The sequence below is a fragment of the Persicitalea jodogahamensis genome, assembly GCF_014651615.1.
GTDB classification, from domain to species: domain Bacteria; phylum Bacteroidota; class Bacteroidia; order Cytophagales; family Spirosomataceae; genus Persicitalea; species Persicitalea jodogahamensis.
In genome coordinates this window covers 1-23632 of record NZ_BMXF01000011.1, presented here as the reverse complement: position 1 = coordinate 23632, position 23632 = coordinate 1, and the positions used below count along the sequence as shown (strand labels likewise).

Genomic DNA, 23632 nt, shown 5'->3' with positions numbered 1-23632 from the left:
AAACTCTCCATGGTAAATTACTTATAAACTTGTGGCCGCTCATCGCTGAGCAGCCTGTCTGTAGGTAAGTGTTTCCTACACTTTGGTTTACTTCATCATTTCAAAGAACAAAAACCCCAAATCTGCTATCTCCTCTTCCTCTCTTCGCGATTGGGATTGCAAAGGTAAGACTATCCTTTTCACTTTTGCAAATCCGCCGAAAAAAAAATCAAGTTTTTTTAATTTTCCTGGCAGCGGAAAATATTATACAAGAATCATCCAATTATGGTTCCTGCAAGAAGGGATATTTGTAGTTTTTTGGGGCGTCCAAAGTCTCTTTTATAGTACGTGGCGACACCCAGCGAATCAAATTCAGGATCGAACCAGCCTTGTCATTGGTTCCCGAAGCCCTCGCTCCACCAAAGGGTTGTTGCCCTACGACGGCTCCTGTAGGCTTGTCGTTGATGTAGAAATTTCCGGCAGCATTCACCAAGCGCTTGGTGGCTAACTCAACTGCGTAACGATCTTGAGCGAATATAGAACCTGTCAGCGCATAGGGCGAAGTACTATCCACCAAGTCCAGTGTTTCTTCAAAACTTTCCGGGTCATATATATATATAGTAAGTACCGGTCCGAAAATCTCTTCGCAAAGCGTAACGTAGTTAGGGTCTTTGGCCACTAACACGGTAGGTTCGATAAAGTACCCTTTGCTCTTGTCGTAGCTGCCCCCAGCCACAATTTCTACGGCGTCACCGCCGTTTTTGGCTCCATCTATATAGCCCGCAATCTTGTCAAAGGATTTTTCATCGATGACCGCATTGATGAAATTGCTGAAATCTTCGACGCCACCCATCTTGATTTCTTCTAAATCAGCAATCATGTATTCCTTTACTTCTTCCCAAAGATTGGCGGGAATGTACCCCCGGGAAGCGGCGGAACACTTCTGCCCCTGGTATTCGAATGCGCCGCGCACCAGCGCCGTCGCTAAGGTTTTGGGATGGGCTGATTTGTGGGCTACGACAAAATCCTTGCCGCCTGTTTCGCCCACGATGCGGGGGAATGAGCGGTAGTTGGCAATGTTATCCCCAATTGTTTTCCAGATTGTGTTGAAAACTTTGGTGCTACCCGTGAAATGGATACCCGCAAATTCGCGGTGCTTGAAAATGATTTCTCCAGCGACGGGTCCATCCACCAAAATCATGTTGATGACGCCGTCGGGAACGCCCGCTTCCTTGAATACCTCCATCAGTACGTTGGCCGAGTACAACTGCGTGAAGGCGGGTTTCCACACGACTACGTTGCCCATCAGGGCGGGGGCAGCAGGTAGATTGCCGGCGATGGCCGTGAAGTTGAATGGGGTCAGGGCAAAGACAAATCCTTCTAAGGGCCTGTACTCCAATCGATTCCAAACACCCGGTGAAGACTCAGGCTGCTGGTCATATAGATCGGTCATATACTTGACATTGAACCTCAGGAAGTCGATAAACTCACAGGCTGAGTCAATTTCGGCCTGGTAAGCGCTTTTGGATTGTCCCAGCATCGTGGCCGCGTTAATTTTGGCGCGATAGGGTCCGGCGATCAGATCAGCGGCTTTCAGGAAGATAGCTGCCCGCTGCTCCCAGGCCATATTAGCCCAGGCTTCGCGCGCATTTAAGGCGGCTTCAATAGCCATTTCGACGTGCGAAGCATCACCTTCATGAAAGTACCCCAGCACATGTTGGTGGTCATGTGGTGGAGAAACGGTGTGCTTCTTGTCTGTGAAAATTTCTTCGCCGCCGATGTATTGCGGAATGTCGATTTGCTGCGACCGGCCTGTCTCCAAGGCGGTTTTCAGCTCGGCTCGCTCAGGACTACCCGGCGCGTAGCTTTTGACGGGTTCATTGATGGGTTGGGGTACTTTGAAGATTCCTTTTGGCACGGCAAAATAGTTATGATTGATGAATGATAAGAAATGAGATCAATATAATTAGTTTAATTTCAGCACATTATAAATAAATATTCCATCTCATTAGACTCTCTTTCTCTTTAACAGATAATTCGTGAGCATAGTGGCAAGTTAGGTACTTTTTGTAAAATTACTTTGCTGGCTTGACCAGCCTACGGGGCGATTTGTTTAGCTTTGCGGCTAATTTTAAATTTCCTATCATCGGTTAGTATGTTGTTTTACAGTACCAAAACACAAAGTATCAAGGCTTCATTGGAAGAGGCGGTTTTCAGAAGTTTACCGCCCGACAACGGTCTGTACATGCCGGAATCCATTCCGACGATTTCCAGGGAATTCCTGAATACTATTGAAAACCGTACTTTCAACGAGATTGCGGTGGAGGTTGGTCATACTTTACTCAGCGATGACCTTTCCCACAGTGACATGGAAACGATTGTGGAAAACTCGTTTTCTTTCGAGGCTCCGGTCGTCGAGATTACGCCCGATAACTACGTTTTGGAATTATTCCACGGGCCTTCGATGGCCTTCAAGGATTTTGGGGCGCGGTTCATGGCTTCGCTGATGTCCTATTTTTTGGCCAAAACCCAGAAGGAAATCAAAATCCTGGTCGCTACCTCCGGCGATACGGGCGGCGCGGTGGCTCAGGGATTTTACAAAGTACCCGGTATTTCGGTCACGATTCTTTACCCGAGCGGCAAGGTGAGCGAGATTCAGGAAAAACAATTGACAACGCTGGGCCACAACATTACCGCGTTGGAAGTCGATGGTACTTTCGACGACTGTCAGCGGCTGGTGAAGGAAGCTTTTCTGGATCAAGAACTTACGGCGAAATACAATCTGGCCTCGGCCAACTCGATCAATATTTCGCGACTTATTCCGCAGTCGTTTTATTACTTCTCGGCGTACGCTCAAACAAAGCATCTCGGCAAGCCGCTGGTGTTTTCGGTACCAAGCGGAAATTTTGGCAACCTCAGTGCCGGGGTACTGGCTTACCGCATGGGGTTACCCGTGCAACATTTCGTGGCGGCGACCAATCGGAACAACGTGGTGCCGCGCTACCTGGAAAGCAAAGCCTACGAGCCGCTCCCCTCGATCGAAACAATCTCGAATGCGATGGACGTCGGGAGCCCGAGCAACTTCGTGCGACTCACCCGATTTTTCGAAGACGACTGGCAAAGCGTCCGCGACCTCGTGTCGGGTTACTACTTCGATGACGAAGCGACGAAGGCGAGCATGCGGAAAGTTTTTGAGCAGACAGATTACGTGATGTGTCCGCATACCGCCGTAGCCTATGAAGGGTTACAAAAGTACCGACAAGAATCGGGCGAAGATTTTACAGGAATTTTTTTGGCGACGGCCCATCCGGCCAAATTTTTGGATTTAGTGGAAAGAACGCTTGATTCTTCCGTTCACATCCCGGAAAGGCTCAAAAATTTACTTTCGTTGGAGAAAAACGCAATTCCCTTGAAACGGCGTTTCCAGGACTTCAAGGCCTATTTACTGGGGTAAGTGGGGGTTATGATGCGGCTTAGATTTGCGCAGAAGCGAGCTAGCTGGGATTGGGGCTTGTTTATTCAAAAGAAAAGCCGATCAAATTTGGATAAACTCTATTTCCCAAAAAGAAATTTATACAGTAGCAGCTTATAACGTCGTGACTTTTTTTGTAAACGCCAGCGAGTTTAATCAATAATCAATCCTATTCCCAGACCTCCCCAAGGTATGATCTCGTCAGATAATATAATCGGTGTGAGTTGTACTTTCCAGAATCCGTTTGCTCTTCTGTTGTATGCAAAGTAATAACGTACTCCAAGTATAAGCCCCCACTGGTAATCCGTTTCTTCGGGTGAACCAATCAAGTACACCCCGCCAACACCAAGTTCAGCAAACCAAGAATTCCGAGGACCTTGCGATGGACATCCCTTTTGTTTCCTGCTCAGTACTTGATTCCACGTTAGCGCGTGCGGCAAGGTCAATAAACTATACCCTGAAAAAGTTTGTCCCAAACCCCCACGAAGCGTAACGAAACTTCGTTTCGTCTGGATAATTCCATACTCAGCGTTGACCGAGGCAATTGGACTTAACCCGCCTACTTCGAAAGTCGCTGACCAACGAACTGGTTTCCCATACGGTTTTCGAAGCTGGGAATAGGCAGTATAAGGTAGCGCCAATAGTAACGCGAGGTAGATAGTTACACTACTTATTAGGCGCATCAACTTGTGAATATAAGTTCTTACCTTCCTTCTTTTAGCAAGTTATCCTTCCAGCGATTGACATCCTCCCTTGAATTTCCAATCGAACATACGAAATGTGAGTCCTTCCCGAAGGGTGAAATCCCTGCCGCAAGCTGGCTGTACTTTTCTGCCGCAGCGGGGGTCAATGAAATTTCAGCTATGTACTTTTCCCTAATTCCTGCATTGCTTTTAACGATGGTTATGCTGGCGACTTCCTGCTCTTCAACAAGTTTCTGCAATCGGTCATAACTAATGTCTCGAACCCGAGAAGGAGATATTAATATAGAGAAGAATACAGCCGCGAAGAAAGTAAGTACCCATCCCCGGTACTTTGTGATGAGATCTTCCATGATTAATAGTGGATGTTCCGAAAATCAATTGATCGCATCCCCCCGCAATGCCCTAAACCGTTTCCTCGCATCCGCTACGAAAATACTTCCCGGGTATTTTTCCAGTAACTCCTGGTAAAGATTCATCGCCTCTGCCTTATCGTTCAGTTTTTCCTCATATAGTTTGGCCATCGTATAGACCGCATCGTCGCCCAGAATGTCTAGGTTGTATTTTTCACGCATGATCTTTAAGTCGTCCAGGGCCTGTTGGTTGCTGTCGAGCTTCATGTAAGTCCTGGCTTTTAGCCAGAGGATTTCGTCGGCCAGGCTGTGGTCTTTGTACTTTACAAACAGACTTTTCAGGGAGTCGATCGCTTCCCCGCGTTTGTTTTGGAATAGCAGCAACTCAACGTTTGAGTACTCCTGCATGGCGGTTTCGGAAGTGTCGAGGCCCGTGTTATCCATGATGAGCAGACTGAGGTCGTTGGCGTCGTTGGCGATTTCGCGGGTCGTGGCTCTTTTCAGGATATCCAGCACTTCTTTGGACAGCTCAAAATCGCCTTTGTAGTAGTGCAACTTGGCGTTGCGAAGCTTGGCTTCATAACCCAGTACATCGTCCTTCTGCGACTTCTCTACCTGCGAATAAAGGAGCGTGGCTTCCCAGGGTTCACCCACCAAAAGGTAGATGTCGCCCAAATCCAGTTTACACTTATCCACAAACTCCTTCTCCGTTTTACCTGCTTCGATGGCCCGATTCAGGATTGCGATAGCCTTGTCCTTCTCATCAAGATAGAAAGCGTGGAGGATGGCCATATTGCGCAGGGCTTCCAGCGTGCGGGGATTGGTACCCAGTTCATCCAGCAGTTTTTGGTACTCGCCAATGAGTTTCTGCACCTCGGCGGTCTTGACCGGGTAGGTGTTTTTGACCTGCTCCTCGCGCGAGCTGATGGCCATGCGGCGGGCGAAGGGATAAAGCTGCCCCTTGGGATATTCTTTCACGATGTACTCAAACATATCGGCGGCATTCTCGTAGTCCTTGTTTTGCAGGGCCAGGTTGGCCAGGTCAAAAATGCGGGTGCCGCTGTATTTGAAACGCTTGTCGAGGGCGCGTTCTTGAATGAAGGCTTTATAAAAATCCTTACGCTGCACTTGATACCACACGAGGAGCTCGTTGTAGAAGGCTTCGTTGGGGTTCTTTTGGATTTTATCGTAAAGGACTTTTTCGAGCATCGCCTGCTCTTTTTCTTCCTTCAAAAAATCCTGCAGCATATTCTGGACGATCTCAGTATTGCGAAACAGAATGCCATACGATAGCAGTTCGGCGATCATCGCTTCGGGTTCGTTCAATTCGCGATATACGCTCGCCATTTCAAGGCGGTAGAGGTTTTCATTGCGGGATACCTCCCGAGCGCGCTGGAGCGTCCGTTGGGCCCACTCCGTCTTCTGCATCTCACGAAACTCTTCGGCCAAATCACGATACAGGTCTACGCGCGGCCCGAATGCTTCGATGGATTCAGCATAGTGCTTCTCTGCGCCGTCTGTTTTTCCCTGTGCCTCCAGCAGCATCCCCCAATTCACCAAATACCAGGCCGCATTCAGATTGTCACTCTTAACCTGGCGCTTGAAGAATTTCTCGGCTTCGTCCCATTCCTTGGTTTTGATCAGACAACTGGTATAATTTTTTAACGCCCGCTTCTCGAAGTTTTTTTTCAAAATCTTCTCGTAGTAGGTCACGGCCTTTTCGCACTCCTCCTTTTTGAAGTACTCCTCAGCCAACTGCTCATCCGTCTGACAGTACGCCGCTCCACTCCCGATCAGCAACGCCAGCAAGGTTATCCACGCAAAACCCTTTTTCATATATAATATAAATATTAAATTTTTATTATTAAGGTTAAATTAGGCCTGTGGATATGTGTACAAGTATTTTATCCACTCTAGTTCCACTTCAGTCGTGCGGCTCATTGTGTACAAGTTAGGTAATTATCCACGCACTTAGGCAGCTTGTCCACAACTAATTCCCTGTCTTTCAACTCTACCTTATTTTTTCCACAAATCGCTGTGAATTGTGGAGGGATAACTCGACGAACGTTATCCACCATTCCTGAAGTGTATCAACAGCCTGTTAAGTACAGGTTAGCGGGCAGGTTTTCCACTTGGCATTTGGGGAGTCACTTTTTTCCACACTAATGCTTTGTTTTCCACAGGGTTTCCCACAACGATTGAGCCATTATCCACATAGCCCACACGTTTTCCACAGGGTTATGCACATAAAACGCCATTTCGAGCAAAACTAATCAGTGGGTTTAGCGGGTAGTGTGAAATTGTTGTCGTCAAACTCGAAGTTGGCTTTGATGACGATCGGGTCTGGGAAGTAGTAAATTGGTTCGGGTTGACGTCCCGAATTGTAAATGCCGGGGTCCCAGCGACGGTTGTTGTTGCGGTCGGCGATTATGCGCAACTGGTACTTTCCCGGAGGTACTTGTGTGAAAGCATAAGGCGATGAGTACGCTGTGCGCACAACTCTGAATTCTTCATTGACCAGTTCGAGAATGAAATGCGCTCCCGAGTCAGCCATGATCCTGCCGCGCAGAATACCGTAGTCCTCTTCCTTCAAAACCGGATAACGGTAGGTGACAGCGGGAATCGAGTCTCCTTCTACACTAGTGATGGCGCCTTGGGGAATAATCCATTTGATGGAATCCCGCGCTGAAGCCTTGCCCTCCACCGTAAGTTCGCTGCGGTACTTATTCCAGCGCAATTTCAAATCCGCAAGGGGCTGCCTGTCCAAGCTGTCATTCTGGAGTTGAATCCGCTGAGTATCCAGCCGGGCAATGGGCTTGTTAAAAGTGAAAACGAATTTGAAATCGCGCGCCGAAGGTTGTCCGTTAGCCGGCGTTGTAGTCAGACTGAATGGGTCAAGTTGTCGATCTTTTCCACGGGGTGCGAGGAAAGAAATTTTCTGTTGTTGCTCCACGATTTGCCCCAGCGAATCCCGAGCTATAATTACCGCGAGCGTCGTGTCGGCGGTACTCGCCCCTTTGAAGAATTTAAGCTGCGTAGGGTTTTCCAGTAAATAGGTAAGCGAGTCGTCGCGTAGAAACTGCACACCAACGCTGTCCACCCCTTTGTTAAATATGACCGTGTAATTGTTCACCTTGGGCGAGGTGCGCTGAATGCGTGGCGCGGTCACGTCAGATAAATAAAGTTTCAGATTATAGCTCACCGAATCGGAGCCAACCCGGATGGCTGAGTCAAGAAAAGCTACGCGCTCGTCTTTGGTGTTGTAAAGCTGGTTACGGTTTTTATCATCGGTGGCAATGAGGCGGTACTTGTTGACCTGCACATTTTCGATGGCGTAGCGCCCACTGCTATCGGTACGGGAAAAATAGTAGGGTTTTTGTTTTTCAGGGTTGATCGTATCCCTGATTTGGTACAGTCCTACGAGCGCATCAAAGACCGGCTTGTTGGAGCGCAGATCCGTAACAGTCCCGTAGATACGGGCAGAGTCAATATTCGGGCCGGTGCTGAAAACCAATTTGAGGTTTTGCGCTGGATTACGTTCGGCAAAGTCTTTGATACCATCACCGAAGTTGAACGTATAGGTTGTGCTATCCGCAAATTCCTTCTTGAATTCCAGCAGTATTGAAGTCCCTTTTTGCTTGTAGGTATACGGGTTTTCGGTTTCCGGGGTGATGATTAGTTTCTGCTGGATATTGTCCACGATAACGTACTCATCGAAGAATAGCTCGATTTCTTTACCCTTGAAATTGCGGGTTTCGTTGGATGGATTTGATTCCAACAAAGTTGGGGCGATGATGTCTTTCTTTCCTCCCGTAGGGGCAACCTGCTGGGCGCAGCGAGTAAGAACAATAAGGGAGAGTAAGAGCAGCAAATATTTTTTCATGCAAATTTTTAGATTTAAAGGACACTGCAAGGTAGGCAGAAACGGGCGGGTCATTCAACTAAAAACCCCCAATACCAACGCGCGGTATTGGGGGTTTTGTATGGTAGTTTTCCCTTAGGCTTTTTCAAGTACATAAATCAGGCTGGAAGTATTGGGTAAGCCAGTACTGGATTTCCGTCCTTTCCAATTGGAAATTGTGCCTTGCCAAATACTCTGCGGAAGATTGGTTTTCCCAGCTTGGTATCGGGTACTCAGCAAACCGACATAGTAAGCATCAAACCACATTGGTAGGATTTCCTGAACCTTGAAGCCGTGCTTCTCCGCCAATTGCCGCATGGCCTTTTTAGAGAAATGGTAAAGATGGCGCGGGACATCGTAGGCAGCCCAATTTTCTTTGAACACCTGAGCGTCTTCCGATTCGGGATTGGGAACGGCGATGAACACTTTGCCTTTCTCGCTGAGATGCTCGTGCAGCCAATTCACCGTTTCGTTCAGGCGATGCACATGTTCCAGCACATGCCACATGGTGATAGCATCGAATTGCTTATTGGCAAAAAACGGGTCATCGATGGTTTCGTATATGTCCTCCCCTACCCTACCTCGTCCGATGGCGCGGGCTTGCGCATCGGGCTCCGTTCCGCTCACCTGCCACCCTGCTGCCTTGGCTTTAGAAAGGAAAAATCCCGCGCCGCTACCGATGTCGAGCAAACTACCTTTTTTGCCTATGGTCCGATCCAGCAATTTGATTTTTTGCTGCGTCGTGTAGTTTCGCACTTGGTTGTAAATCGTGCTCATCACGTCACGGGCCTCGTCATGGTGCGAGATGTACTCCGATGATTCGTAGTATTGCCCAATCTCTTCGGCGGGGGGACGTGGATTTGTGAATCTGAATCCACAGGAGTCACATGATACGATCCGAAAATTCGCTTGTGAAACGGTGTGGTCTTTTACCAGTAAAAAATCATTTAGTCGGGCTGACTGGCAAACCGGGCATTGGGTAAGTGTCTCGAGAATCATCGGCCAATATGGATCATAAGTACCGAAATGTCTGACGGGCTCACGCCGCTGATACGCGAGGCCTGGCCGATGGTTTGGGGCTTGGCCTTCTTTAATTTTTCACGGCCTTCAAAGGACAGAGCCTGGACTTTATCGTAATTGAAATTACCAACGATAGCCAGGTCTTCCATACGACTCATTTTATCCACCATCATTTGTTCCTTCTCGATATAGCTGTCGTACTTGACATGGATCTCGGTTTGCTCAATAGCATCCTCTTCGAACCCGTCGAGGTAGTCAGAGAATTGTGGCTGGATTTTTCTGATCTCCTGCATCGTCAGTTGCGGTCTTTTCAGAAGCTGATGAAGCGTTGTTTTGTCTTTTATGGGAGAGGTGCGATAATCATCCAGCTGAGAGTTGACTACCTCCGGAGCCACTTTAATTTTCATTAACTCAGCTACCAACTCCGCCGTTTGCGCGATCTTACGTCTTACATTCTCCAGACGTTTGTCGTCGGCCAGACCTACAGCATGGCTTCGTTCCGTGAGACGGATGTCCGCATTGTCTTGCCGGAGTAGCGTCCGGTATTCCGCTCTGGAAGTGAACATCCGGTACGGCTCCTCGGTACCCTTGTTGATAAGGTCATCAATCAGTACGCCAATATAAGCTTCCGATCTTTTCAAGACGAAAGGATTTTGCTCGCGTATTTTCAAGTGGGCATTCATGCCTGCCATTAATCCCTGGCAAGCCGCTTCCTCATACCCCGTGGTCCCGTTGATTTGCCCGGCGAAATACAGGTTTTCAATCAGGTGCGTTTCGAGTGTAAGCTTCAACTGCGTGGGCGGAAAGTAATCGTATTCGATTGCATAGCCGGGACGAAACATCTTCACATTTTCAAAACCGGATATCTTCCTCAGAGCTTTAAGCTGAATATCTTCGGGCAGGGAAGTTGAGAAGCCATTCACGTATACTTCAACCGTATTCCAACCTTCCGGCTCTACGAAAATCTGATGACGATCCTTGTCGGCAAAGCGGTTGATTTTGTCTTCTACCGAAGGACAGTATCGCGGCCCCAGACCTTTGATACGGCCTGAAAACATGGGTGATTTGTCAAAGCCTGTTTTCAAGATATCATGAACGTCCTGATTGGTATAGGTAATCCAGCAACTCCTCTGATGAGTAAGTGAAGTTGTGTCCGCGTAGGAAAATTTGCCGGGTACTTCGTCGCCAGGTTGCTCCTCCATCAACTCATAGTTGAGTGATCTTCCGTCTACCCGTGGAGGTGTTCCGGTTTTCATCCTTCCTGCTTCGAAGCCGAGTGTTACAAGCTGTTCGGTAATACCTGTCGCAGCCCTCTCTCCTGTCCGGCCGCCGCCAAAATTCTTCTCACCAATGTGGATCAGGCCGTTGAGAAATGTACCATTGGTCAGTACTACACTTTTCGCCATTATCTCAATCCCTAAGTTCGTCTTTACGCCCACTGCCCGCCCATCCTTCACAATCAGTTCTCTGACCATGTCTTGCCAGAAATCGACGTTAGGTGTTTTCTCCAGAGTTTCCCGCCATTCGTTCGCGAACATTTGGCGGTCGCTTTGGCAGCGCGGACTCCACATCGCTGGTCCCTTGGATCTGTTGAGCATGCGGAATTGAATCATGGTTCGGTCGCTGATTATTCCAGACTGACCACCAAGTGCATCAACTTCCCTGACGATTTGTCCCTTGGCTACTCCACCCATTGCCGGATTGCAGGACATCTGGGCGATGGTATGCATGTTCATTGTGACCAGCAAAACCTTAGATCCCATGTTGGCAGCAGCAGCAGCAGCTTCGCAGCCTGCATGCCCCGCTCCTACCACGATCACATCATATTCTTCAAACATTTTAATTCAAATTAAAAAGAGTCTCAGCTTTCCGCCAAGACTCTGAGTTTTTGTGAAAATTCACAAAGTGTTCCACGTGGAAATTTTATTGGTATTTGTAATTTTTGAGATAATAATCTTCTTTGTCACGAATTTTCTCCTTGTTAGAGTCAGTGTCATCATCATAACCGAGCAAATGGAGCACCCCGTGTACCATGACCCGGCGTAGCTCTTCATCCTCCTTCACATTAGCAGTCGCAGCGTTCTCGTTAACACGATCAATGCTAATGTAGATCTCGCCCTCGACCTGCTTTTCCTCATCACTGGTGTCGAAAGTGATGATATCGGTATAATAGTCGTGATTGAGGTGCTCACGGTTCATGTTGAGCAGGTACTCATCTGAACAGAAAATGTAGTTGAGTGAGTTCAACTCGTGCTCTTCCTGGTCGATAACAAATTTAAGCCAGCGTCTGGCTTTGGTCGGATTTGGGAGTTCGTGATCCACATCCTCCGCGAAGAACTGGATCAATGATTTTAAGGTTGCCATGAATATTTAGTGTGTGTGATAAAAGAAAAACTACAAGTAAGTAGCTCATTAAAGATGAGAGTTACTATAAAGCGGGAAAATTACATAAAGAATTACAGAATAACATTATATAACCACAAAAAATGATGTAGAAACAGCTAATTGTGAGGAATATGGCTCGAAAAAATCTATTGGCCAGAGCCGTTTCTGCGGAAATAAGCATCCACTTCCCGTTTGTAGAAAGGAGAAAGTGTTGGCGGGATGGAACGGAGTAGTTCGGTTTGTTTCTCCTTTTCCCGAATGTACTGCTCAAAAGCGGGCGGTGGACGTCGAATTATCTCACCTGCTGCTTCGCCCTTTCTTTTGTCGTCCTCACCCTGTTCCCGCATGGCTTTTTCCGATTCCAGCAGCCGCGTTACAATTTCCTGGTTGCGTTTGATCAATTCCTGATTCACCCGCTTATTTACCAGATCCGTCTCAGACTCTTCCATCTTCTCCATTAATTCTTTCAACTCGTTACCAAACTTCTGGCCGTTTTCGGTTCCTTTCTGAGAATCCATCAATTCCTGAATCATCTTACGAATCATAGCCTGCTCGGCAGCCATGCGGGCGAGTTGCTCAGACGTACCACCTTGGCCATCCTGCCCCTGTTGTCCTTTGCCTTTCCCCATCTGTTTGAGTTGTTCGTTCAGCCCTTGTTGCCTCTCGCTGGCACCGGGCGATTTTCCTTTGCCTTTTCCCTTTCCTTTCCCTTTACCGGGCATCGCCATGGCCATCGCCATTTGCTGTTGCATTTGCCGGAAAACGTCGCTCAACATCAAAGCCAGGTTGTTCATGGAGGTCATGGCAAATTGCTGCTTGGAGGTAGCGACGTTCAGGCGACGGTCTTTGATATTCGTAACGCTCTCACCCATGTATGATTTCATATCGTTCAACTCACGGGTGATGAACGACTGGATTTGAATGACGCGATTCGCCAGTGCATACAAACTATCTTCGATAATTTTGCCATCATCCTGCAATTTCAGTTGCTCCTGGCCCAATGTCACGAAACGCGGATCCTGTAGATTCACTCCCTTGAAATCTTTCATCAGCTTTTCTTGATCGAAGGAAAGCGTGATAAGATTTTCAAGAATATCACGTAATGAAGCGAGGTCTTCTTCCATCTGTTGCATCTGGGCGCTCATCATGGACTCCGACATGGACGACGACATTTTTTTCATCGACTTTGCTGCTTTCTTTTGCGCCTCCGAGGCTTCTGAGTTTTTTTGCTGGTCAAGTTTTTCGTTGCCCTTATCCATTTGCTCTTCGGCGGCCTCCTGCTCCTCTTCTTGGGTGTCGGGGTTCTCATCGATCTCCTCCCCCATCTTTTCTATTTCTTCCAGATCTTCCTTCGTCTTCTCGAACTCCTCTTTAATCTTATCCTGCTCTTTTTTCAACTCTTCATTTTTAGCCTTTTTTTCTTCGGCATTTTTCGTCTTCTCGTTTTGCTTGGATTCCTCGGCCAGCTTTTCTTCCTTATCCGCGAGTTCTTCCAGCTTTTCAACGGCATCCTCCATCTTCTGATCCATCTGCATTTTCTTGAAGAGGTTCAGCGTCCGTTCCAGTTCTTTTTCAAGATTGTTCTCCTTATTGCGCAACTGCTCAAGCATCTTGGTCATGCGCTCGCTCTGTTTCTTTTCCAGTAGTTTTTCCAGTTCCTTATACAGTTTGCTGGTTTCGTCGTCCATCAGGTCGTCCATTAGTTTCTGCAACTGGTCCAGCTTCTTTTGAGTCTCCTGGTTTTGCTGCTTAAACTGGTTGGATTTCTCATTAGTCGCCTTATTCTGATCCTGCAGAGAACGAACTTGCTCCATCAGCTCCTCCCGTTTTTTGATGATATCTTCGACCTGTTTACGCTCCTGGAAATCCAGATCCTTGTTGGTCTTCAATCTTTTTTCAAGATTCTCGAGATCCTTTTCCAGGCTCTGTGCTTTTTTCAAAGCATCTTCCATCTGTTTCTCGGTCTGCTTGGCTGATTTTTCAACCTCTTCTTTCAGTTTGTCCTTACTAGGCACGGCAAAGTTGATTGTCCGTGAACGGGCGCTTTTTGGGCCGTTTACGCCGTCGTTGTCCCATACCTGGGCAAAGTACTCGATCTTGTCGCCAGGAGCCAATTTGAGGCTATCTACGTACCATTGAAAGTAAAAGCTCTGTGTGTTTACAGTCTTGTTGAAAGGTACATTGATGCTTTTCAATGCAGCTACCTTGTTTTCTTCCGGCTTTTCATCCCGATGGATTGTGTAAAAGACTTTCAGTTGTGAAAAACCGTAATCGTCGCTAATGGAACCGCCCAAAACCAGGTAGTTGTACAGCGTAGTATCCTGGAAATTTTCCAGCGAAAGCACCGGATGCTTATCAGGAATAACATTGATGTAGTACCCGATTTTCTCGGCGTTGGGAGTATCATCATTTTGCAGCAACACCTGGTACTGCGACGACCGGCGCATCGACTTCTGGTATTGGAAGCGCTTGTCATCTCTATTCTTCGCTTTGTAGAGCAGCGTATCGTCTTCGAATTTCAAACCAAGTGCCTTGGTAGCTGAAGTATTAAAGTTCCATTCTACCACGGTACCTTCGGGAACCGTCATATTGCCGACATTGGCCAGGCCTTCCGCGGGTTTGTTGAGGTAAGCTGGATAGCGCAAATTGACATCGAACGAAAGCAGACTGGGGCGTTCGATCACCTTCAAGTCGTAATTTTCGGAGGCAAAGCCTGCGGCATCAAACGAAAACTGAACATTACGCTGCACATTCTTGAAGGTATAGGAAAATTCGCGATCGCCTTCCTGATTGAGTTTGAATCGGGTACCATTCTGAACCAGATAAACTGCCTGGGGCAGCGCTTCACCTTTGAGCGTCAGATCCAACTTGAAATCTTCGTTGCGGAATGCTTTCAACTCATTATTCTTTACCTCGAATGTAAAGGGGGCATAAGTGTAGTTCTTCTGAAAATGAATGATGCGGTCGGAACTGGACGTAAAAAAGCTGGGATTGAACAGCAGAATCACGGCGATAGCCGCCAGAGGATAAATAGCGTATTTAATGTATTGCTTATTCTCTTGGAAGCGAATGGCATCCGCGAAACGCACAACCATGAGCTGATTGGATTTTTGCCTGATGCTGGCTTCAATCAGATCGGTCTGCCGTCCGGTGAGAGATTGCAGCTGTAAAGTGTTAAGTAGCTTATCGCCAATCTCGGGGAAGTACTGGCCGATTTGCGAGGCGGCTGCTTCGTTGGAGATGGGTTGCCGCAAACCGTACAAGTTGATCAACGGCTGAACTACCCATTGATAAAGCGAGAAGAGCAGAACAGCCAGAAAACCAAAAAATAGGGTTCCTCGCATGCCTGAGCTGAATCGCCCGAAATACTCCAGAGCGTTGAACACCAGAAAGACGCTCAACAACAGAGCTGCCGAAAAAATAACGCCTTTGAGTAAGCGGTTTTGATAATATTTCTGACGGTATTCCTGAATTCTCAGGAGTAGAGTGCTGGCCGAAGCTGTAGAAGCTGCCATATAGTTTCACGTTAAGGTTGATCTGTTTAGGTACGCAGCAAATATCGAGCTGTGATGCGCGGCGCATTCAGCAACAAGATAAAAATAAAAAAGCAGAAGCGACAGAAAATTTCGTTTCTGTCGCTTCGGACAATCAACTTACTAAGCTGCGTGTTTATTAAACGTCAATCCCGGCGTGATTATTGGCTTTCACGGAATGAATGAAATCAGGAATGTCTGTGCCAAGGTCCTGACTCTCTTGTAATACACGAATAAATGCGCTGCCGATGATGGCTCCCTGTGCATAACGACAGGCTTTCTCAAAAGTAACGTTGTCCTTAATGCCAAACCCGATCAGGCGTGGATTGCGGAGATTCATAGCATCGATACGTTCAAAGTACGCTTCCATGTTGTCGCTGACGCCTGATTGAGAGCCCGTCACGCTGGCGGAGGAAACGGTGTATATAAAGCCTGAGCTCACCTGGTCAATTTGCCGGATGCGCGCTTCGGAGGTTTGCGGGGTAACCAGAAAAATATTCAGGAGACCGTATTTTTCAAAAATAGCCTTGTATTCATTCAAATAAACGTCCATCGGCATATCAGGCAAAATCAGTCCATCCACACCGACTTCCGCGCATTTCTCACAAAATCTTTCAATCCCGAACTGGATAACCGGATTGATGTAGCCCATCAGCAGTACGGGCAACGTAATGCCATCCTCCCGCATTCCTTCCAATTGCTCCAGAAGCAGCCGCACCGTCATGCCGTTCTCCAAAGCTTGCTGGTTGCTCAACTGAATCGTTTCACCATCGGCCACGGGGTCAGAATACGGCATCCCTATTTCGACCAGATCTGCGCCCGATTCCTGCAAAACAGATAAAATCCGACGGGTGTCCCCCACCCCGGGAAAACCCGCCGTGAAATAAACATTCAGATTGCCGGAGGGCTGACTCGCAAAAAGTTTTTCAATTCGGTTCATTCTTTCGTCCAGTAATCAACTACCAGTACTTTATCAAGATGCGGGCCGAGAATATCCCCAAAAGCCTTGTGATCGGGATGAGGCAGATACGCGGCACGGTCTTCCTCGCTGTCGAAGGTTACGAAGAAGCAGTGCGTATAACCCTGATTCAACCCTTCGGGGCTGTTATTAGTACCCCATTCGAGGGACTTGATTTCTTTAATTTTGGAAGGTAAAGCCAGGAAGGCATCTTCCACTTCCTTGACTTGCTCAGGTGTGGAAGAGTCTTTGAATTTAAAAAGTACGACGTGTCGGAGCATGTTTTTTGAGTCAGTTGATTCGGTGGTTGTCTCAGTAACTTCGGTTTCTGATTCAGTAGTTTCAGTTTTTGTGTCAGCGTTTTGGCAAGAACTAAAGACAAAAAAGCTGAGCAGAATGGCTCCGGCGGTGATTGAGGCGAAGGGTTTTTTCATTAATATGCAGGTATAGGAATTGGTGAAAAATGATAGCTATTTAAACTTCCCCTAGGCTAAAAACTTTCGGGAAGCTGCACACAGGCAGGCGCGCTTTGTACCTCAGTTATCTTCTCAACCCGAGCAGTTAATGCATTCATCGGCTTGGTCAAATTTCTGACGGTCAAACTGACCAAGTTTTTCTTTCAAAGCCAGAATTTCGTCCTCAATGTCGCAGCGTTCAAACAGCGATAGTTCTGGTGAGTCTTTTTTGCCTTCTAATTCCTGCAAGTGAAGGCGCAGGTCGAATACTTCGGGTAAGGTGAGTGTAGCCATAGTTTTAATTTTGAATGAGTGAATTAAAAAAGCGGATGACTGAAAGCTGACAGCCGATTAAAGATACTTCATATAAGTACCCAGCGACAACAACATCGTCCTTTCCTGCGCCGATGCGATCCAATATGGCCAAAGCGTGGGATGTTTCCAAGGCGGGAATGATGCCTTCAATGCGGGCCAGCTCGAAGGACGCTTTCAGAGCCTCATCGTCAGTAGCCGAGAGGAATCTAGCCCGGCCTGTCTGAAACAAATGAGCGTGAACGGGGCCAATACCAGGGTAGTCAAGGCCCGCCGAAAGCGAGTAGGGCTCCACGACCTGGCCGTCTTCGGTTTGCATCAGGATGGTGCGGCTGCCGTGCAAAACACCTGGTTTGCCCAAAGCTGTCGTGGCTGCCGAATGACCGGAGTCCACCCCCTGCCCTGCGGCTTCTACAGCAATGAGCTGCACGGAGGGTTCGTCCAGGTAATGGTAAAATGCTCCGGCGGCGTTGCTGCCGCCGCCCACGCAGGCGACCACGAAATCAGGATTTGAGTTTCCCGTTTGTTCCTTCAATTGCGTCTTCATCTCCGCTGAAATAACGGATTGAAAACGCGTCACCATGTCGGGATATGGGTGTGGGCCTACCACCGAACCAATGATATAGTGCGTATCTGCCGGATTATTGATCCAGTGCCGCATAGCTTCGTTGGTGGCATCTTTGAGTGTTTTGGAGCCACAGGTAGCGGGCCGCACCTCAGCCCCGAGCATCTTCATCCGGGCCACGTTAGGTGCCTGGCGTTCAATGTCCAGTTCTCCCATGTACACGATGCATTCTACGCCCATCAAGGCGCAGACAGTCGCCGTGGCTACGCCGTGCTGTCCGGCTCCTGTTTCGGCTACGATGCGCTTCTTACCAAGTCGCTGTGCGAGCAGGATCTGCCCGATGGTGTTGTTGACTTTATGCGCCCCGGTATGGCAGAGATCCTCACGCTTGAGATAGATAGTCGTGCCGAATTTTTCGGAGAGTCGTTTGGCCAGGTACAACGGTGTTGGACGACCTACGTAGTGACGCAGCAGACCGTTGAATTCCGCCTGAAAGCCGGGGTCCGCCATAATGTCCAGGTAGCGGGTGCGCAACTCCTCCACATTGGGATGGAGCATTTCGGGAACGAAAGCCCCGCCAAACTGGCCATAGTAACCGTTCTCGTCAACCTGAAACGAGATGTTTTCTTCCAATACTTCCATAATCAAACTTCTATTTCTTGCTTTTCCTTGATGCGGATTTTGGCGATGATCTTTTCTATCTGTTCTATGTCCTTTACACCCGGCGCCGTTTCAAAGCGGCTATTGACATCGATGCCGTACATTGGGACATCGGCGGCTATGGCCAGAAGCTGATCGATGTTTTCGTTGCTGATGCCACCGCTCAGCAGGAAAGGTTTCTCACGATCGTATTCGCGCAAGATGTTCCAGTCGAAGGCTACGCCACTGCCGCCGGGTAGTTCGCCTTTTGTGTCAAACAAAAACAAATCACAAAAAGGTTTGTAATTATTCAACATTGCGAAATTAAAGTCATTGTCCACTGCGAAAGACTTGATGATATTCAGGCCCTTTTGCCGCAGCACCCGGCAGAAATCCGGCATTTCGCTACCGTGAAGCTGTACGTATTGCAGGTCGTAGCGCTTCACCATATTCATGATATGTTCAGGGTTGGAATTCACGAATACGCCCACCTTTTTTATCGATGAGGGAATATTGAGCAGCATTTCCTCATCCAGCTCCTCCCCTACGTAACGGGGCGATTTTTCATAAAATATAAATCCAATGAAGTCAGGTTTCAAAGAAATCAAGGCTTCGATATTAGCAGCATCACGCATTCCGCAGACTTTCAATTTCATATAATCAGGTGTTTTTGTTCAATTATCCTAAAAAGGTCTTTTTGTAAGGATTCTAATGCCGCTGCCGGGTCGGGCGTCTTCATGAAGGTTTCACCAATCAGAAAACCACGATAGCCCTGTTCGAAGAGTTGCACAATCGTCTCTGCGTCTTTCAGACCGCTTTCAGAAATTTTCACGAAGCGGTCGGGAATCTGCGCGGCGAGTTCGGCGGAGGTATCTACGGAAGTTGAGAAAGTTTTCAGGTTGCGGTTGTTGACGCCCACCATATCCACCTCATCGCAGAGACTTTGGGTGAGCTCTTCGGCGTCGTGTACTTCCAACAGTACTTCCAGATCCAATTCATGCGCTTTTTGGGCAAGTGTCCGTACTTCCTGCGAAGAAAGGCAAGCTGCGATAAGCAGAATCACGTCGGCGCCCAAGGCTCTGGCTTCAAAAAGCTGGTATTCATCGATCATAAAATCCTTTCGCAGCATTGGCGTGCTCGGATTCGCCGCCCGGGCTTTCTCGAAATCCGAAAAACTACCCCCAAAAAAAAGTGTATCCGTCAATACGGACAAGCCTTTCGCTCCGGCGGCGGAGTAGCCCGCCGTAACCACTTCCGGCTCTACATTGCCATTGATGACTCCTTTGGAAGGCGACTGCCGCTTAAATTCTGAAATGATACCGGGCGCATCAGCCTGGCGCAACGCATCAGCGAGCGAGAGCGTTTGGCGCGAAAAAAGCGGATCACGTTCCAGGGTACTTTGCGGCTTAGCAGTCTTGGCAGCGGCAACTTCGATACGTTTTTGGGCGACGATTTTATCTAAAATGTTCATTATTTTGAAATCACAAATCAACCAGTTTTTGAAAACTCTCCAACGCCTTTTTACTCTCGATGGATTCCTTTGCCTTCGCCACCGCGTCAGTCAGGCTTAAGCCAGGATCCGCGGCGTGGAGCGCCAGCGCGGCATTGGCTAAGACGGCTTGTTTCTGCGCCGGAGTGGCTTTATCATTCAGTACATTCATAAAGATTTCGGCCGATTCCGCGACGGTTTCCCCTCCGGCCAAAGCTTCCGCCCGAAAGGTGTCAAGTCCCAGCTGCGCGGGCGACAGTACTTGCTCGGCTTGCGGAGTAATGATCTTGAACGACCCCGTCAGCGAAACCTCGTCGTAACCATCCAGCGCATGAACGACCAGAAATTTCTTGTCTGTCTGCTGGTAAAGATAGGCATAAAGGCGGGCCAATTCAAGGCTGAATACCCCGGCAAGCTGTTTTTGGGGAAAGGCAGGATTGGTCATTGGGCCCAACATATTGAAAAAAGTCTTGACGCCTAATTCCCGCCGCACCGGGGCGACGTTTTTCATCGCCGGATGAAATAGAGGAGCGTGCAAGAAGCAGACGCCCGTCTCGGCGATCGCCCGTTCAAGAAAGTCTTGCTCATTGCTAAACTTTATTCCGAGGTATTCGAGTACCGTTGAGGAGCCGCAGGTCGAGGAGACGCCGTGATTGCCGTGCTTGGCCACCCGCTGTCCCGCCCCTGCAACCACAAAACAAGATAGCGTGGAAATATTGAAGGTGTCCTTGCCATCACCGCCCGTTCCGCAGACGTCCATCGGGTCATAATCGGCCAAATCTACCGCCAGGCAGAGTTCCAGCATAGCGTCGCGAAAGCCTTCCAATTCGGCTACCGTTACGCTGCGCATAGCGTAAATCGTCAGGAAAGACGCAATTTGGGAAGTATTGTAATCGCCTTTGGCGATACCCATAAGTACCTCTTTGGATTGCTCCTTGGAAAGTGCTTTATATTCAAATAAATGGTTGAGTATTTTTTTCATGAATAACAATGATACTGCCAATAGTCAGAGTTTATATTTTTCAACGCCTCGGGGCGCCCTGTTTCAACTTTTTCAAGCGTTCAGCCAGTTTTGCAGCATTTCTTTACCGTACTCGGTTAGCACGGATTCAGGGTGAAATTGGAGTCCGCGCACGTCGAACTGCTTATGCGAAAGGCCCATCACCCGGCCCTTATCATCCAGGGCGGTAATCGTCATTGTATCGGGTACGGTTTCAGGGACAACCGTCCAGGAATGGTATCGGCCCACGCTGAATTGCGGAGGAAGGCCTTTGAACAGACGTTCAGTGGGGTCGGTCACGATATTTTGGTCGCTGATGCCATGTAGTACATCTGTCATATTTTCCAGCGCGCCGCCGAAGACTTCACCGATGCCCTGATGACCCAGGCAAATGCCCAGAATGCTTTTGGAAGGGGCGTATTGACGTACCAAATCCTGCATAATACCCGCTTCAGAAGGAATGCCCGGACCGGGCGAAAGCAGGATTTTATCGTAATCAGCCACCGCTTCGAGCGTGATTTTGTCATTCCTGACTACATCCACCCTATCGTGCAGCTCCCGCAGGATATACACCAGATTATAGGTAAAGGAATCGTAATTATCGAGAACCAGAATTTTCATAAATAGTAAAGAGAAGAATAAGGCAAAAGTGTTTTAAACAGCAATCGAATAGTCCAAAGTCAATTCGTCGCCGGGTTTGCCCCGAATTCCCCAATTGCAAGGGGAAGTTTCAGAGAGCGTAATTTCAAGGTCAAGGGGAGAAATCGAAAAGTCTTTTTCAAAGCGAGTGAAAAGGAGTTGGTATAGGTACTTTTTGGCTTGCACACTACGGCCCTTGAACAAAGAAATTTCAATGATCGTATACCGTTCTGTCCTGTCTGCGGGGTAGTGAAAATTATCCTTCGTCATTTCAAAAAAACGGTGAAAACGTTTGTTTGCCGGAACTTGAAACGCCGTCACGATGCAGGAGTGAACACAGTCGGAAATCTGCGTTTTGATCGGAGCCAGATGCTCTTGTAGGCCGTATATCTTGACTTGTGCCATTGATGATGTGCTTAGTGAGATCAAATTGTTTCAGCCATGCCAATGGCATTTCGTAAAGCGGCCAGCTTACTATTGATTTCGTTAAGCTCACTTTCCACGTCAGATTTGGCCACTACCCCCATTCCTGCTTGGTAAAAAAGCTTGTTATTCTTGCTTAGGAAAGTACGGATGGCGATGGCATGGTTGAAATCGCCGTTGAAATCCATAAATCCGATGGCTCCGCCGTAGATGCTGCGGTTGGTAGTTTCCAAACCATTAATGATGGTCATAGCGTTATGCTTGGGAGCACCGGAAAGCGTACCCGCCGGGAAAGTATCGGCTACCAATTGCAGTGGGTTTGTACCTTCTTTCATGGTTCCGACTACCTTGGAAACGAGGTGAATGACGTGGGAATAGAATTGTACCTCCTTGTAAGTTTCAACCTTCACAGAATCACAGCTCCGACTGAGGTCGTTGCGGGCCAGATCCACCAGCATCACGTGTTCGGCGGTTTCCTTGGGATCGTTGAGGAGCTCTTGGGCCGCTTCAGCATCGGCGGCATCGTCGCCCGTTCGCTTGAAGGTTCCGGCAATGGGGTGAATTTCGGCTTGACCATCTTTGATGAAAATCTGCTTCTCGGGTGAAGAGCCAAAAATCTTATAGCTACCGTAGTCGAAGTAAAATAGGTAGGGAGAAGGATTGATGGAGCGCAAAGCCCGATAGACATTGAACTCATCCCCTTGAAAATCGCGGCTGAAACGGCGCGAAGGCACAATTTGAAACACATCGCCCCGATGGCAATGGTCTATGCAGGTCCGAATGACACCGCGCATATGGTCATCTGTCGCGTTGGATATCTCTTCGGTGGTGGCTTTGAAAGTGTAGGTCGGGAAGTTGCGATTCTTGATGATAATCTCGATTTGCTCCAAACCTTCACCGGTGCTCCCATCGCCATAATTATGTTCAAAGATGTAGAGCTCGTCTTTGTAGTGGTTAATCGCGATCACGTAGCGATACACTTGGTAAAAAATCTGGTCGATGGCGGTTTCGGGCGAAGTCGGCTGCATGTCTATGTCCTCAAAATACGCGACCGAATCGTAAGTGATATGTCCGAAGAGCCCGTTGGTGATGAAAGGAAACGCGTTGGGTTCGGATTCAAATCGTTGAGCGAAAGCCTGCAAGACTGAAATGGCTTCCCTGGGCGAAGAAAGCGTGAGCGTTTCCTTTTCCTGGCCGGGAAACTGCTGCTCGACCACTCCCTGGTTGAGGGCAAAAGAAGCCATTGGATCGCAGCAGATGTACGAGAAGGAGTTATCATTGCCGTGGTAATCAGAGCTCTCCAACAATAGCGTATTTACGAAGCGATCACGGAGTTTGAGGTAGATCGAAACGGGAGTCAGTGTGTCGGCTAGTAGTTTCTTGTGGCTGGTTTTTATGGAAAAGGTTGTCATCAGTTTTAGGTAGTAGGGTTTTGGATTCAGGTTTAGATAAAAAAAAGCGGCTCGCCGTTCCGATGAACAGCGAGCCGCTTTTTATGTCTGTATCTATTGCTGAGTACGCATAAAGGCTTTCCTATTCATCTCGGAGAGAGGAACGCCACCACCATGCGGTATTCAGGGAATGATTCATAGAGACTGTTTATAGAGCGGATTAACCGCGTATTGTTTTAATGGGTGCAAATATAGAAGAACGAGGGGTAAACTACCAAACATTTCTCTAAAACAATTTGGTTGTAACGCAAGCGGGCCGCGCTGCTGGTGCAGCGCGGCCCGGTCCTGGGTTGCATGAAAAAGTGGCGGCTACCTACTCTGCCGGCTTTGAGACCGGTACCATCGGCGGTGCGGGGC

The 23632-nt window shown here is 48.2% G+C and carries 19 protein-coding genes; 1 reads left to right on the top strand and 18 read right to left on the bottom strand.

Annotated features, from left to right (window positions below; translation table 11 throughout):
* Nucleotides 1-262: 262 nt before the first annotated feature.
* A complete protein-coding gene (gene pruA, locus IE117_RS26140; RefSeq protein WP_189569344.1) occupies nt 263-1897 on the bottom strand; it encodes an L-glutamate gamma-semialdehyde dehydrogenase in 1635 nt (544 codons plus the stop codon).
* A 237-nt stretch (nt 1898-2134) separates the two neighbouring features.
* On the opposite strand from pruA, the gene thrC reads away from it, so the two are divergent.
* Complete coding sequence (thrC, locus tag IE117_RS26135) at nt 2135-3433, top strand: threonine synthase (protein WP_189569341.1); 1299 nt, start codon at nt 2135-2137, stop codon at nt 3431-3433.
* A 721-nt stretch (nt 3434-4154) separates the two neighbouring features.
* Here the strand turns inward: thrC and IE117_RS26130 are convergent.
* The 17 genes from IE117_RS26130 to IE117_RS26050 form a co-directional block, all read right to left on the bottom strand.
* Nucleotides 4155-4505: a hypothetical protein gene (locus IE117_RS26130; RefSeq protein WP_189569338.1), complete on the bottom strand. Its 351-nt coding sequence runs from the start codon at nt 4503-4505 to the stop codon at nt 4155-4157.
* A gap of 24 nt (nt 4506-4529) precedes the next feature.
* On the bottom strand, nt 4530-6341 hold the full coding sequence (locus IE117_RS26125) for a tetratricopeptide repeat protein (RefSeq protein ID WP_189569336.1): 1812 nt from the start codon (nt 6339-6341) through the stop codon (nt 4530-4532).
* A 433-nt stretch (nt 6342-6774) separates the two neighbouring features.
* Entirely contained in the window at nt 6775-8388 is a 1614-nt protein-coding gene (locus tag IE117_RS26120) for an Ig-like domain-containing protein (protein ID WP_189569333.1), read from the bottom strand.
* Between the two features lie 114 nt (nt 8389-8502).
* Nucleotides 8503-9405: a class I SAM-dependent methyltransferase gene (locus tag IE117_RS26115; protein ID WP_189569330.1), complete on the bottom strand. Its 903-nt coding sequence runs from the start codon at nt 9403-9405 to the stop codon at nt 8503-8505.
* The gene (gene mnmG, locus IE117_RS26110; protein WP_189569327.1) at nt 9402-11264 is read right to left on the bottom strand and encodes a tRNA uridine-5-carboxymethylaminomethyl(34) synthesis enzyme MnmG; all 1863 of its coding nucleotides are present in this window, start codon (nt 11262-11264) and stop codon (nt 9402-9404) included. The genes IE117_RS26115 and mnmG overlap by 4 nt, the downstream gene beginning before the upstream one ends.
* A gap of 85 nt (nt 11265-11349) precedes the next feature.
* Nucleotides 11350-11790: an rRNA maturation RNase YbeY gene (ybeY, locus tag IE117_RS26105; protein WP_229581508.1), complete on the bottom strand. Its 441-nt coding sequence runs from the start codon at nt 11788-11790 to the stop codon at nt 11350-11352.
* A gap of 167 nt (nt 11791-11957) precedes the next feature.
* Complete coding sequence (locus tag IE117_RS26100) at nt 11958-15326, bottom strand: coiled-coil domain-containing protein (protein WP_189569324.1); 3369 nt, start codon at nt 15324-15326, stop codon at nt 11958-11960.
* A gap of 157 nt (nt 15327-15483) precedes the next feature.
* Entirely contained in the window at nt 15484-16284 is an 801-nt protein-coding gene (trpA, locus tag IE117_RS26095) for a tryptophan synthase subunit alpha (RefSeq protein ID WP_189569321.1), read from the bottom strand.
* Nucleotides 16281-16583, bottom strand: coding sequence for a Dabb family protein (locus IE117_RS26090; protein ID WP_374757982.1), 303 nt, complete (start codon nt 16581-16583; stop codon nt 16281-16283). Before IE117_RS26090 ends, trpA begins: the two co-directional genes overlap by 4 nt.
* A 267-nt stretch (nt 16584-16850) precedes the next feature.
* The gene (locus IE117_RS26085; protein WP_189569316.1) at nt 16851-17051 is read right to left on the bottom strand and encodes a hypothetical protein; all 201 of its coding nucleotides are present in this window, start codon (nt 17049-17051) and stop codon (nt 16851-16853) included.
* A 4-nt stretch (nt 17052-17055) separates the two neighbouring features.
* Nucleotides 17056-18276 (bottom strand): tryptophan synthase subunit beta, encoded by a 1221-nt coding sequence (gene trpB / locus IE117_RS26080; protein WP_189569313.1) that lies wholly within the window; start codon nt 18274-18276, stop codon nt 17056-17058.
* A 2-nt stretch (nt 18277-18278) separates the two neighbouring features.
* Entirely contained in the window at nt 18279-18929 is a 651-nt protein-coding gene (locus IE117_RS26075) for a phosphoribosylanthranilate isomerase (protein ID WP_189569310.1), read from the bottom strand.
* Nucleotides 18926-19744 (bottom strand): indole-3-glycerol phosphate synthase TrpC, encoded by an 819-nt coding sequence (gene trpC / locus IE117_RS26070; protein ID WP_189569307.1) that lies wholly within the window; start codon nt 19742-19744, stop codon nt 18926-18928. The genes IE117_RS26075 and trpC overlap by 4 nt, the downstream gene beginning before the upstream one ends.
* 10 nt (nt 19745-19754) lie before the next feature.
* Entirely contained in the window at nt 19755-20744 is a 990-nt protein-coding gene (gene trpD, locus IE117_RS26065) for an anthranilate phosphoribosyltransferase (RefSeq protein WP_189569304.1), read from the bottom strand.
* Nucleotides 20745-20816: 72 nt separating this feature from the next.
* Entirely contained in the window at nt 20817-21383 is a 567-nt protein-coding gene (locus IE117_RS26060) for an anthranilate synthase component II (protein WP_189569301.1), read from the bottom strand.
* Nucleotides 21384-21416: 33 nt separating this feature from the next.
* Nucleotides 21417-21806: a tautomerase family protein gene (locus IE117_RS26055; RefSeq protein ID WP_189569298.1), complete on the bottom strand. Its 390-nt coding sequence runs from the start codon at nt 21804-21806 to the stop codon at nt 21417-21419.
* Between the two features lie 20 nt (nt 21807-21826).
* Entirely contained in the window at nt 21827-23236 is a 1410-nt protein-coding gene (locus IE117_RS26050; protein ID WP_189569295.1) for an anthranilate synthase component I family protein, read from the bottom strand.
* Nucleotides 23237-23632: the final 396 nt, after the last annotated feature.